Source organism: Rhizobacter sp. P1_G5 (assembly GCF_056405435.1).
Genome location: NZ_JBFUCB010000101.1, coordinates 1 through 13,831, shown reverse-complemented (window position 1 = coordinate 13,831; position 13,831 = coordinate 1). Strand labels below are relative to the sequence as shown.

Genomic DNA, 13,831 nt, shown 5'->3' with positions numbered 1-13,831 from the left:
GGCTCGAACAGCGCATCGGCATAGCGGAACGCAGCGCGCAGGCGGCCATCGTCGAGCTCCTGCGTCTCCAGCGTCAGCTCGAACGGCGCGGCGCGCTCGGCCAGGTCGATGCGCGCGACCTGCAACCCCGGCCAGCCCGTCGGCGAGCGCCCGCCCTGCCCGAGGTGGTTGAACATCACCTGGAACAGCGGCGTGACGCCCGGCACGCGCGGCGGGCGCAGCGCCTCGACGAGGTGGTCGAACGGCAGGTCGGGGTGCGCCTGCGCGTCGATCGCCGCATCGCGCACCTGCTGCAGCAGCGCGAGCAGCGGCTGGCGGCCGTCAACGCGCGCCTGGATTATCAGCGTGTTGATGAAGAAGCCGACGACGCGCGCCATCTCGGGCCGGTGCCGGTTCGCGACCGGCACGCCGATGCGCACCAGCGGCTGGCCGGTGTGCCGGTGCAGCAGCGCGTGGAAGGCCGCGATCAGGCCCATGAAGAGCGTGGCGCCCTCTTTCGCGACGAGGCGCTTCAGTCCGTCGACCAGGTCCGCCGGCAGGTCGACCAAGTGCTGCGCCGCCCCGCTTCGGCCCGCGGCCTCGCGCGGCCGGTCGGTCGGCAGCGCGAGCATGGCCTGCGGATCGTCGATCTGGCGACGCCAATACGCGAGCTGCCGTTCGCCCTCGCCATCGGCCAGCCAGCGCCGCTGCCAGGCCGCGAAATCCCCATAGCGGATCGCCGGTGCCGGCAGCGCCGCCGAGCGGCCCTCGCAGGCCGCGGCATAGCGCTGCGCCAACTCGTCGAGCATCAGCTCGACCGACCAGGCGTCGGACACGATGTGGTGCATCATCAACAGCAGCTCGTGCTCGCCCGGCGCGCAGCGCAGCAGCGCAGCGCGCAGCAGCGGGCCGCGGCGCAGGTCGAACGGCGTGCGGGCGATGCGCAGCGCTTCGTCATGACGCCGTGCATCGCGCTGGTCGGCCGGCTGCAACACCAGGTCGAGCAACGGGATCTCGATCGCAGCCGTGTCCTGCACGACCTGCTCCAGCACGCCGCCCTCGCCTTCGCGGAACACCGTGCGCAGGCCGTCATGCTGCTGCACCAGTTCGCCGATCGCCCGCTGCAACGCCGGCACGTCGAGCGCGCCCGACAGCCGCAGGYCGCCGCCAACGTGGTACGCGGTGCTGTCCGGATCGAGCTGCCACAGGAACCACTGGCCCTGCTGGGCCGGCGACATCGGCGCCACCGCGCCTTCGCCGCGCGTGATCGCCGCCGGAGCGACTTCCACCTGCGGCGCGCGCTCGCACACCGCCTGCGCCAGCGCGGCGACCGTCGGCAGCTTGAAGAACAGCGCCGGATGCAGCTCGACGCCATGCGCCTGCCGCACCMGCGACAGCAGCCGGATCGCGAGCAGCGAATCGCCGCCGAGCTCGAACAGGTTGTCGTGCACTCCTATCGGTGCAATGCCGAGCAGCTCGGTCCACAGCGCGGCCAGGCCTTCCTGCAGCGTGCCTTCGGGGGCGGCGAACGGCGTCGTCAGCACCGGGCGCGGATGGCCGCTGCGCGCCGGGGTCGCGGCCTGGGCCGACTCGGCGATCACCTCGAGCATGCCGCCATCGAGCGGCCCGAAGCGCTGCGCGAGCGGCGTGACCGACACCACCGTCTGCGGCAGGTCCGGCCCGTTGACGATGCGCTCGAACGCGGCGACGCCGCTGCGCTCGTCCAGGCCGATGCCTTCGGGCAGGTCCATGTCGACCGCGATGCCGACATCGCGCCACGCATCCCAGTTGACCGAGAACAGCGGTGGCCCGTCGGCGCGGCGCGATGCGATCGCCAGCGCATCGAGGAACGCGTTGGCGCCGGCATAGTCGCTGCGGCCCAGCCCGCCGATCAGGCTGGCGACCGACGAGCAGAACAGCACGTAGTCGAGCGGTTCGCCGCGCAGCACCTCCAGCAGCACCTGCGTGCCGTGCAGCTTGGGCTCGAACGCGGCCTCGACCTGCGCGCGGCTGCGCTGCGCGATCATGCCGCGGCCGGGGTGCACGACGGCATGCACGACGCCCTGCACCGGCCCGAAGCGTTGGTGCACCTGCGCGAGCACCGCGCGCAGCTGTGCCGCATCGTTGACATCGGCGGCGACCGTCATCAGCTCGGCCCCGGTGGCTTCGAGCGCGACCAGTTGCTGCAGCTTGCGGCGCAACGCGAGCGGCTGCTGCGCGTCATCCGCCAACCGGGCCCAGTCGGCACGCGCCGGCAGCTCGCTGCGGCCCAGCAGCACCAGCCGGGCCTGCCACGCGCCCGCGAGCTGGCGCGCCAGCGCGAGGCCGACGCCGCCGAGCCCGCCGGTGATCAGGGTCACGCCGCCACGGCGCAGCCGCTGGCTCGCAGGCAGGCCCGCCGGCAGCAGCTCGTAGCGCTGCACCCAGCGGTGCGGACCGCGCCATGCGACGGGTGTGTCGACGCTGTCGCCCTGCGCCTCGTCGACCAGCACGCGGGCGAGCCGATCCTCCGCCTCGCTCTCCGGCGCCGGCAGCAGCACGTCGACGACGCGGCAGCGCAGCGACGGGATCTCCTGCCCCATCACCCGCGCGAGACCGAGCAGCGTCGCCTTCTCGGGCGCCAGCGGCTCGGTACCGGTCACGTCTTCGAGGCGGTCGGTGACGACGGTCAGCGCGAGCCGCTCGATGCCAGCCGCTTCGACCGCCTGTGCGAACGCCAGCAGGCTCAGGTAGCCAAGCTCCAGCTTCGGTTTCGCGGCCGTGCCGCGGTGGCCGTCGAGGCTCCACAGGTGCAGGGCCTGCGTCAACGGGCCTTCGGCCTGCAGCGCGCCCAAGAGGTCGTCGAAGTCGGTACGCTCGGCCGGCCGCACGGTGTACTGCTGCGCCGCATTTCGTGCAAAGCGGATGCCGGGCTGCGCGAAGCTGACGCGCGCGCCGCGCCGGCGCAGTTCGCGCAGCACGCTGGCGCTGATGCTGTCGACATCGCCGAGCACCAGCACGTGGCCGCCCGGCTCGGCGCCGGCCGCCGGCCGCGGCGCTGCACTGCGCTGCCAGCTCGGCGCGTAGAAGATGTTCCCGTCGGCCTTCGCCGCAGCAGCCTGCGCGCCGGCCTCCACCCAGTAGCGGCGGCGCTGGAACGCATAGGTCGGCAGCGGCACGCGGCGCCGCGCGGCGCCTTCACGCCACGCCGACCAGTCGATCGGCACCCCCGCGACCCAGGCCGCGGCCACCGTGCCGGCCAGTTGCTGTGCATTGCGCGCATGCTGCTGCGGATGGGCCTGGCTGGCCCACACGCCCACGGCCGTGGCCGCGCCTGGATGCTGGCGCGCGAGGCTGCTGAGCGTCGCGCCCGGGCCGACCTCGAGCAGCACRCGCCCCGGCCCCTCGAACACCGCCCGCAGGCCGTCGGCAAAGCGCACCGCACCCCGCAGGTGACGGCCCCAGTACGCCGGGTCGACCGCCTCGGCCGCGGTGATCACGCGGCCCGACGCATTCGAGATGAACGGCAGGCGCGGCGCCTCGCGAGGCACCGCGGCGATCGTGCGCTGCAGCTCGGCGACGATCGGCTCGACCATCGCCGAGTGCGACGCGATGCCGACATGCAGCCGGCGCGGCTGCTGCCCGGCCTCGCGCAGGCGCGCCTCGGCGCGCTCGATCGCGTCGATCGGGCCGGCGATCACGCACAGCTGTTCGGCGTTGACCGCAGCGAGGTCGCAACCGTCGCCGAGGTACGGACGCAGCGCGTCTTCCGTCAACGCCACCGCCGTCATCGCACCGGCCGGCAGCCCCTGCATCAGCCGGCCACGCGTTGCGACGATGTTCAGCGCATCCGCCAACTGGAACACCCCCGCCAGGCAGGCCGCGACGTACTCGCCGAGGCTGTGGCCGATCATCAGCGCCGGGGTCACGCCCAGGCTCATCCACCAGCGCGCCATCGCGTACTCGATGACGAACAGCGCCGGCTGCGCCAACTCGATGCGCGCGAGCCGCAGCTCGGCCGCCGCCGCGTCGGCCGGCGCCGGGAACAGCACCTCGCGCAGGTCGAACCCGAACCCGGGCCGCAGCAGCTCGCAGCAGCGATCGACCTCGGCGCGGAACACGCCGCTGCGCCGGTACAGTGCCTCGCCCATGTGCACATGCTGCGCACCGCCGCCTGGGAACAGGAACACCAGCTCGGGCGCGGCGTCGACCGCAGCGTTCACCGCCTCGGGCGCCTGCAGCATCTGCGCGGCCAGCGAGGCGCCGTCGGCCACCACCGCGCTGCGCTGCGCGAAGGCCTGCCTGCCGGATTGCAGCGTGTGCGCCACGTCGGCCAGGGCCTGTTCCGGATGCGCTTGCAGATGGTCCGCGAGCAGCGCACGCGCCTCGCGCAGCGCCGCACCGTCGCGGGCTGACAGCGGCAGCACCTGCCAGTCGCCGTCGTCGGCCCGCGCGGCCACGGCCGGCGCCTCCTCCAGCACCACGTGCACGTTGGTGCCCCCGATGCCGAAGCCGCTGACACCGGCGCGCCGCGGCGTGTCGCCCTGCGGCCACGGCGCGGCCGCGGTGCTGACGTAGAACGGGCTGCTGTCCAGCGCGAGCTGCGGGTTCGCCCGCTCGAAATGCAGGCTCGGCGGCAGCGTGCGGTGCTTCAGCGCCAGCACCGCCTTGATCAGCCCGGCAACGCCGGCCGCTGCGTCGAGGTGGCCGATGTTGGTCTTGACCGAGCCGAGCGCGCAGAAGCCGCGCCGCGCGGTGCCGGCGCGGAAGGCCTGCGTCAGCGCCGCCACCTCGATCGGGTCGCCGAGCACGGTGCCGGTGCCGTGCGCCTCGATGCAGCCGATGCTGTCGGGCGACACATCGGCCACCAGGTGGGCGGCGCGGATCACGTCGGCCTGGCCACGCACGCTCGGCGCGGTGAAGCCGACCTTGTCGGCGCCGTCGTTGTTGGCGGCCGAGCCCTTGATCACCGCATGCACCGTGTCGCCGTCGCGCAGCGCGTCGTCGAGGCGCTTCAGCACGACGAGGCCGGCGCCGCTGCCGATCAGCGTGCCGGCGGCGCGCTCGTCGAAGGCGCGGCAATGGCCATCGGGCGACAGGATCGCGCCGGCCTGGTGGCGGTAGCCGCCGTCCTGCAACAGGTTCAGCCACACGCCCCCCGCCAGCGCCATGTCGCAGTCGCGGGCCAGCAGCGCCTGACAAGCGGTGTGGATGGCCGTCAGCGAGGTCGAGCAGGCGGTCTGCACCGTGACGGCCGGGCCGCGCAGGTTCAGCTTGTAGGCGACGCGCGTGCACAGCGAGCCGGGCGAGTTGCCGCTCATCAGGCTCAGCAGCTCGGCGATCTGGCCGCTGTCGGCACCGCCCGACGATGGCAGCAGGTGCCGGATCAGGTAGAGGTTCGGCCCGTCGCCGGCATACACGCCGACCGGCACCTCGAGCCGGCCGGTCGCGTAGCCGGCCTGCTCCAGCGCCTGCCACGCGCATTCGAGGAACAGCCGCTGCTGCGGGTCGAGCTGCTCGGCCTCGCGCGGCGCGTAGCCGAAGAAGCCGGCGTCGAACTCGCCGATGCCGTCGAGCCGCACGCCGGCCTTCACGAAGCCCGGGTCGTCGAGCAGGCTCTGCGGCACGCCGCGCGCGCGCAACTCGTCGTCGCTGAAGCGGGTGACCGATTCGACGCCGTCGCGGATGTTGCGCCAGAAAGCGTCGACATCGGCCGCGCCGGGGAAGCGGCCGGCCAGGCCGATGATCGCGATCTCGATGCCGGTCGGTTCAGGGGTGCTCATCAGGTGTTCCTCTCGGTGGTGCGGCGCCGCTGCAGCAGCGCGGCCCGTTGTTGTCTGGCGCGGTCGTCGATGGCGGTGGTGGTGGCAGGCGCGGCCGACCCTTGCTCCAGCCGCTGCGCCAGCGCCGCAAGCGTCGGGTGCCTGAACAGCTCGACCAGCGGCACTTCGGAATCGATGCGCTGCTGCACCTGCTGGTGCACGCGGATCAGCAGCAGGCTCTGCCCGCCGAGGTCGAAGAAGTTGTCGTGCTGGCCGACGCGTTCCACGCCCAGCACCTCGCGCCAGATCGCGGCCAACGTCTCGGCGATGCGGCCCTGCGGCGCGAGGTGCGCGCGGTCGCTCTCGAACACCGGCTCGGGCAGCGCGCGGCGGTCGACCTTGCCGTTCGGTGTCAGCGGCAACGCCTCCAACGCGACGACCGCGCTCGGCACCATGTGGTCGGGCAGTGCATCGGCGAGCGCCTGGCGCAGCACGGCGGCGTCGATGCGCTGCCCGGCATGCGGGGCCGCGTAGGCCACCAGCCGCAGCCCGGCCGGCCCTGGTTTCGCGACGACGACCGCATCGCGCACCGAGCCGTGCGCCAGCAGCCGCGCCTCGATCTCGCCGAGCTCGATCCGAAAGCCTCTGACCTTCACCTGCTGGTCGATGCGGCCCAGGTAGTCGAGCTGGCCCTCGGCGTTCCATCTCACCAGGTCGCCGGTGCGGTAGAGCCGCCCGCCCTGCGGATCGAACGGGTCGGCGACGAAGCGCTCCGCCGTCAGCGCCGCACGGTTCAGGTAGCCGCGCGCCAGGCTCACGCCGCCCAGGTACAGCTCGCCGGCGACGCCGGGCGGCACGAGGTTCAGGTCGGCGTCGAGCACGCGCGCGCTCGTCTCGGTGATCGGCCGGCCGATCGGCACCTGCGTCGCGCCGTCGGCACGGCAGGTCCAGTGCGTGACGTGGATCGTCGTCTCGGTCGGGCCGTAGAGGTTGTAGAGCGTGGCACGCGGCAGCCGCAGCGCGACCTCCTTCTGCGCCTCGGCCGGCAGCGCCTCGCCGCCGACGATCACGCGGCGCAGCGGTGCGTCAGTCCCCATCGCCTGCACCTGCGGCTGCTGCAGGAAGGCCTGCAGCATCGCCGGCACGAAGTTCAGCGTCGTGATGCGGTGCCGCAGGATCAGCGCCGCGAGCCGCGCCGGGTCGCGGTGCTCGCCCGGTTCGGCCAGCACCAGCGGCGTGCCGGTGGTCAGCGGCCAGAACATCTCCCAGGCCGACACGTCGAAGCCGAACGCGGCCTTGTGCAGCACGGTGTCAGCCGCGTCGAGGCGATAGACCTGCTGCATCCACGCCATGCAGCTCGCGAGCGCCCGGTGGCGCACCGCCGCGCCCTTCGGCGTGCCGGTGGAGCCGGAGGTGTAGATCACGTAGGCGAGGTGCTCGGCGTGCACGTCGGCTTGCGGATCGTCATCGCGCTCGGCGGACGTGTCGAGCGTGTCGAGGTCGAGCACGCGCGCGGCCACCGCCGGCAGCCGCTCGCGCACCGCGCCGTGCGTCAGCACCAATGCGACGCCGCTGTCGCCCACCATCCAGGCGAGGCGCTCGGCCGGCAGCTCGGTGTCCAGCGGCACGTAGGCGGCGCCGGCCTTCAGCACCGCGAGGATGCCGACCATCATGCCGACCGAGCGTTCGAGCGCAATGCCGACGCGGGTCTCCGGCCCGATGCCTTGCGCGATCAGGTGGTGCGCCAGGCGGTTGGCGCGGCGGTTCAGCTCGCCGCGGGTCAGCGTCTCGTCGGCAAAGTGCAGCGCGACGGCCGCCGGGTTGTCGCGCACACGTTGCTCGAACGAGCGGTGGACCGGCCGCCAGTCGACGAAGCGCTGCGCCTCGACGCCCCAGGCGGCGAGCCGCGCGTGCTCATCCGCGCCCAGCAGGTCGACATCGCCGAGCGCCTGCGCGGGCCGCTGCGCCAGCGCCTGCAGCAGCGCGAGCAGGTGTGCACCGAAGCGCTCGACCGTGGCCGCATCGAACAGCTCGGCGGCATACACGAACGACAGCTCCAGCGCGGCGCCGGCCCGCTCACGCAGCTCCAGCGCCAGCTCGAACTGCGCCGCGAGCTCGGGCAAGGGCAGCGACTCGACCGCGAGGCCCGGCAACTGCCGCAGCAGCCGCGGGTCTTCGCCGACGTGGTTGAACATCACCTGGAACAGCGGGCTGCGGCCCAGGCTGCGCTCGGGCTGCAAGGCCTCGACCAGCAGATCGAACGGCAACTCCGCATGCGCCTGCGCGCCGAGCGAGGCAGCCCTGGCCTGCGCCACCAGCTGCGCGAGCGTCGTGCGCCCGCCGATGCGGTTGCGCAGCACCAGCGTGTTGACGAACAGCCCGATCAGCGCCTGCGCCTCGGGCCGCGCGCGGTTCGCAACCGTCATGCCGACGCGCACATCGCGCTGCCCGGTGTAGCGGTACAGCAGGCCCTGGAACGCGCCCAGCAGCAGCATCGACAGCGTGGCGCCCTGCCCTTGCGCAACCGCCTGCAGCGCCGCGCGCAAGGAATCGGGCAGCGTGAAGGCATGCCGCTCGGCCGAGTAGCCGGCCTGCGGGCGGCGCGGGTGGTCGGTGGCCAGCGCGAGGATCGGTTCTTCCGCGCCGTCGTGTGCGAGTTCGGCACGCCACCAGGCGAGCTGCCGTGCCGCCTCGCCGGCCGCCAGCTCGTCGCGCTGCCACGCCGCGTGGTCGGCGTACTGCACCGGCGGCGCGGCGAGCGAGCGCGGCTCGCCGGCCACGCGCGCCGCATACCCGGCCGCCAGCTCGTCGACGAACAACTGCATCGACGCCCCGTCGGAGACGATGTGGTGCATCACGACGACGAGCTGGTGCTCGCCGTCGCGCACGCGCAGCAGGCCGACGCGCCACAGCGGGCCGCGGCGCAGGTCGAACGGGGTGTCGAGCAGGGGCTGCAGATCGAACGCGGCGAGCGCGACCGGCTGCGGCGGCTGGATGAACTGGCGCGGCGTGCCGTCGTCGGCCAGGTCGAACCGGGTGCGCAGCGGCTCATGGCGCGCCGCCAGCGCGTCGAGCGCAGCCTGCAGTGCGACGGTGTCGAGCACGCCGCGCAACGTCAGCCCGAAGCGCACGTGGTACGCCGAGCTGCCCGGATCGAGCTGCCACAGGAACCACTGGCGCTGCTGCGCGTGCGACAGCGGCAGCGGTCCGGCGCGGCGTGCCGCGCCGAGCACCGGGATCGTCGACCGGCGTGTGCCGCTGTCGCCTGCCTGTCGCACGCGCGCGGCGAGCTCGGCCAGCCGCGGCGCCTCGAACACATCGCGCGGCGCGAAGCCGATGTGCCAGCGCTCGGCAATGCGCGCGGCCAGTTGCACCGCGGCGAGCGAATTGCCACCGCTCGCGAAGAACTGCGCATCGCGCGCCGGCGGTGCGGCGTGGCCGAGCACCTCCTGCCACAGCACGGCGACGGCGGCTTCGGCATCGTCGAGCGGCACTGCCGGTGCCTCGTCGACGCCGCTGTCGCCGCTGACGAAGCGACCGTGCGCGAACACCGCGAACGCATCCAGCGTGCCCTGCTCGAACCCCAGCCGGCAGGCGCGCCGCTGCAGCTTGCCGCTGGAGGTCTTCGGCAGCGCACCCGGATTCAGCAGCAGCGCCACCGACACCGCCTCGCGGCACGCGCCGGCACACGCCTCGCCGAGCGCTTGCACCAGCGCCGCGGCCGGCACGCGCTTCTGCATCGCGCGCGACACCTCGACCGCAACGCCGACGCCCTCGCCACCGCCCGGCAGCTCGACCGCGAACGCGGCGACGCGGCCGGAGCGCACGGCGTCGACCTCCGCCTCGATCGCGCGCTCGATGTCCTGCGGGTAGACGTTCTGGCCGCGCAGGATGATCAGGTCCTTCAGCCGGCCGGTGACATGCAGTTCGCCGTCGCGCACGAAGCCGAGGTCGCCGGTGCGCAGCCAGCGCTGGCCGCCGCGTTCGACGAAGGTCGTCTGCGTCTCTTCCAGCCGCTGCCAGTAGCCCTGCGCGATGCTCGGGCCGGCGGCGCAGATCTCGCCGACCTGGCCGTCGGGGTGCACCGCGAGCGTCTGCGGGTCGACGATCTCGACGCAGTGGCCGCTCGGCACGCGGCCGCTGCTGACCAGCGTGATCGCATCGTCGCCCGTGCCGTCACTCGCCTGCCCCGCCCCGAGCGCCGACACCGAGAACGGCTGCGCGACCATCCCCCGCCCCCTTGCCGCGCCGCTGACGAACAGCGTCGCCTCCGCGAGCCCGTAGCACGGGAACACCGAGCGCTGATCGAAGCACGCCGGCGCGAAGCGCTCGACGAACGCTCGCAGCGTGTCGTGCCGCACCGGCTCGGCACCGCTGAAGGCCACGCGCCAGCTCGACAGGTCGAGTGCGCCGATCGCCGCGTCCTTCACCCGCTCGACGCACAGCCGGTACGCAAAGTCCGGCGCACCGCTGATGCTGCCGCGGTGCCGCGCGATCGCCTCCAGCCAGCGCACCGGCCGCTCCAGGAAGAACTGCGGCGTCAGCAGGACAGTCGGGATGCCGCGGTGCAGCGGCTGCAGCAGCCCGCCGATCAGCCCCATGTCGTGGTACAGCGGCAGCCAGCTGACGAACACGTCGTCGGCGCCGACCTCGAAGCCCGCGCCGATCGCCCGCTCGTTGGCCATCAGGTTGCCGTGGCTGACCATCACGCCCTTCGGCGCCGAGGTGGAGCCGGAGGTGTACTGCAGGAAGGCGATGTCACTGTCGTGCGGCGCGTGCGGGCGCCACGCCGCGGCGAGCGCGGCATCGTCGGCGGCATCGAGTTCGTCGATCGCGATCGGCTCGGCAGCACCGAAGCCGCTGCCGATCATCGCCAGCGTCGCGCGCGTCGCGAGCAGCGCCGCCGGCTGCGCGTCGTGCGCGATGCCGGCCAGCCGCGCCAGGTGCTGCGGCCGCGCCGATTCGGGCGGAAACGCCGGCACCGCGATCAGCCCCGCATGCAGGCATGCGAGGAAGGCCACCACGTAGCGGTCGTCGTTGTCGAGCAGCAGCAGCACACGCTCCCCGGGCGCGAAGCGGCGCTGCAGCCGCGCGGCCAGCGCACGCACGCGCAGCGCGAGCTCGGCATAGCGGATCGGCGTGTCGAGCGTGGCACCGTCGGCCGCGCTGACGATCACCAGCGCGGTGTCGTCGGGCCGCTCGGCGGCAAGGCGCTGCAGGTGGTCGACGAAATTGCGGGGAGCGTTCATCGGGACAGGTCCTGGTCGAGGTTGCCGTGCGGTTCGGCCATCGCGACCACCACCTTGCGCGGGCCCTTGAACGGCGCGCGCGCATGCGCGGCCAGCATGTTGTCGAGCATCAGCACGTCGCCGGCCTGCCAGCGGAACGACACCGTCTGCGCGGCCAGCACCGCGCGCACCTCGTCGAGCATCGCGTCGGGGATGGCCGAGCCGTCGGCGAAGCAGGCGTTGCGCGGCATCTCGTCGGCGCCCAGCAGTTCCTCCAGCGATTCGCGCACCTCCGGCTGCAGGTTCGAGACGTGGAACAGGTGGGCCTGGTTGAACCACACCGTCTCGCCGGTGCGCGGGTGCACGGCGGTGGCCTGGCACAGCTGCGTGGTGCGCAGCCCGCCGTCGGGCTTCCATTCGAAGCGGATGCCGGAGCGCGTGCACCAGGCCTCGACCTCGGCGCGTTCGCTGGTGTTGAACACCTGCTGCCACGGCACGTCGAACTCGCCGTAGTTGCGCACGTACAGCACGCCGGGCGCGAAGCGGCGGCGGATCGCCTCGGGCATGTGGCGCCAGATCGCGCGGCTGTCGGCGATCGGCGTCTCGCCGCCCTCGGGCGCGGCGGTGACGCAGTGGAACCAGATCTTCATCGGCCACTCGCGGGTGTAGGCCTGCTCGTTGTGCAGCGGGATGTGCTGGTGCGCCGGGTATTCGGTGGAGGTGTAGACCCCGCCACCGACCGCGCTGCGTGGCGTCGAGCCGAACTCGTAGGCGAGCAGCGGGTGGCCGAAGGCCGCGGCGAACGCGCGGAAGGCATCGACGCTCGGCACCTCGAAGCCGCGCAGCAGCACGCCGCCGATGCGGCTCAGCAGCGCCTCGCTGTCGGCGCGCATCGGTGCGAAGGCATCGAGCAGCGCCTCACCGGGGCGCGATGGCGTGATCRGGGCCGGCAACGGCGGCCGGTCCAGGTTCGACAGGTCGGTCATGGAAGATCCCTTTCAGGACGGCAGCGGTTCGAACCGCAGCGCCTGCATCTCGTGGACGAGCGCGGCCAGCAGCTGCGGCTCGCTCTGGCGGATGAAGAAATGCCCGCCGTCGAGCCAGGTCAGCGAGAACAGCGTGCGGGCCTCGCGGCGCCAGGCAGCGAGGCKCGACGCGTCGATGTCGTCCTGGCGGCCGCCGAAGGCGTGGATCGGCATGTCGAGCGGCCCGCTCCTCACGTCCGGAACGCTCGCGCAGACGCGGTAGTCGGCGCGCAGGGCATCGAGCGTGATGTGCAGCATCTCGGGGCTTGCGAACACCTCCTCCGGCGTGCCGCCCTGGCGGCGCAGGTCGGCGATCAGCTGCGCGTCGGTGTCCTTGTTGGCGAAGCGCTGCGGGTCACGCTGCGACGGGGCCGGGCAGCCGCTGACGAACAGCGCCGCCGGGGCCGGCAGCCCGCGTTCGCGCAGGCGCTGCGCGATGCCCCAGGCCAGCAGGCCACCCATGCTGTGGCCGAACAGCATGAAGCTGCTGGCCGTCGTCATCGCGGCCGACTGCTCGTCGCACAGGCCCGCCACCAACGCGGCGAACGATTCGACGAACGGCTCGCCCAGGCGGCTGCCGCGACCGGGCAGCTCGACCGGCACGACCTGCACCCACGGCGGCAGCGAACGCCGCCAGCGCAGGTACATCGTCGCGCTGGCGCCGGCGCACGGCAGGCACAGCAGGCGGACGCCGGCGTGCATCAGCGCGGCGCCGCGGCCTGCTCGTCCATCCAGCGGCGCAGCGACAGCGGTCGCATGTCGGTCCACGCCGCATCGACGAACGCGAGCACCGTCTTCTTGTCACCGCTGGCGCCGGGCACCGCGGTCCAGCCGGGTGGCACGGCCTTCCAGTGCGGCCAGATGGAATATTGATCCTCGTGGTTGACGAGGACGATGAAGGTTTCGTCGTCGCGGTCGAAGCAGCTGGTGGACATGGCAAGGCCCGTGGTTCGCGCAGTGATGCGCCTTGCCTTCCATGACGAGCCGGCCGCGGCTTTGTTCAGCGCCGCGTGGCGATCGGGTCAGTGCGGGAGCCCGTCGTCGTCGTGCGCCGGCGGCACGAGCCCGCTCAGCAGCCACAGCCGCGAGGCCTGCGCGTGCGCGGTGCGGTGCCGCGGGTCGGCCTCGAGCCAGCGCGCGAGCGCCTCGTGGTCGGMTTCGCTCAGCGGCTGCTCGTGCGCCTTCATCACCCACTCCCAGGCGGACTGCATGGCGAGCGCCTGCGCGGGGTCTTCACGGTCCTGATCGGGGTTCATCGGCGGGCGGCGCGCGCGGGCGCGCACGGGGCTGGCAGTGGAAACCGCCGATTCTAGGAGGCCGTCATTCCGCCTCGAGCAGGTGCCGGCAGTGCGCCAGGGCCTGGACCGCATCGCGGATCATCGTGTTGACCAGCGCCGCCGACACGCCCAGCCGCTCGCCGATCGCGCGCTGCGTCATGCCGCCCATGCGGTACAGCTCGAAGGCCTGGCGCGTGCGCGACGGCAGGCGGCCGAGCGCCTCGTCGACGATCACCAGGTTCTGCCGGCTGATCGCGTACTGCTCCGGCGTGCCCTGCGGCGCCGCGACGTGCTCGCCGCTCTCGGCGTCGGCGAACACGCCGGCCTCGAGCATCATGCGGCGCCGGCAATCGATCGCCAGGTTGCGCACCACCTGGAAGCAGTAGCCGATCGGCTGCTGCACCGCCAAGCCGTGCGACACGTCGGACAGTTTGAGAAAGGCCTCCTGCACCACGTCCTCGGCCAGCTCGCGCCGCCCGGTGATCTTGTGGGCCAGGCCTTGCAGCTTGGCCCGGTGCGCGAGAAAGGCTCCACCGAGCCCTGCGGCAGGCTCATGGTTGGTGATCGACACGCTCTACCCC

Annotated in this window: 7 protein-coding genes; all 7 read right to left on the bottom strand. The window is 73.1% G+C overall.

Translation table 11 applies throughout. From position 1 onward, the window contains the following. The coding region (locus AC1D12_RS10060; protein ID WP_477840217.1) for an SDR family NAD(P)-dependent oxidoreductase at window positions 1-5,741 on the bottom strand (5,741 nt) is incomplete at its 3' end. Further along, on the bottom strand, window positions 5,741-10,969 hold the full coding sequence (locus AC1D12_RS10055) for an amino acid adenylation domain-containing protein (RefSeq protein WP_477840215.1): 5,229 nt from the start codon (window positions 10,967-10,969) through the stop codon (window positions 5,741-5,743). The genes AC1D12_RS10055 and AC1D12_RS10060, both read right to left, overlap by 1 nt. Beyond that, window positions 10,966-11,934 carry a TauD/TfdA family dioxygenase gene (locus AC1D12_RS10050; RefSeq protein WP_477840212.1) on the bottom strand — a complete coding sequence of 323 codons (969 nt, stop codon included), beginning with the start codon at window positions 11,932-11,934 and terminating at the stop codon, window positions 10,966-10,968. The genes AC1D12_RS10055 and AC1D12_RS10050 overlap by 4 nt, the downstream gene beginning before the upstream one ends. 12 nt (window positions 11,935-11,946) lie before the next feature. Continuing rightward, window positions 11,947-12,675 (bottom strand): thioesterase II family protein, encoded by a 729-nt coding sequence (locus AC1D12_RS10045; RefSeq protein WP_477840210.1) that lies wholly within the window; start codon window positions 12,673-12,675, stop codon window positions 11,947-11,949. Then, window positions 12,675-12,908, bottom strand: a complete 234-nt coding sequence (locus AC1D12_RS10040) for an MbtH family protein (protein WP_047507974.1) — start codon at window positions 12,906-12,908, stop codon at window positions 12,675-12,677. Before AC1D12_RS10040 ends, AC1D12_RS10045 begins: the two co-directional genes overlap by 1 nt. Window positions 12,909-12,995: 87 nt before the next feature. Beyond that, entirely contained in the window at window positions 12,996-13,229 is a 234-nt protein-coding gene (locus AC1D12_RS10035) for a FecR/PupR family sigma factor regulator (protein ID WP_477840209.1), read from the bottom strand. Window positions 13,230-13,293: 64 nt separating this feature from the next. Beyond that, complete coding sequence (locus AC1D12_RS10030; RefSeq protein ID WP_465114574.1) at window positions 13,294-13,821, bottom strand: sigma-70 family RNA polymerase sigma factor; 528 nt, start codon at window positions 13,819-13,821, stop codon at window positions 13,294-13,296. Between the last annotated feature and the right edge of the window lie 10 nt (window positions 13,822-13,831).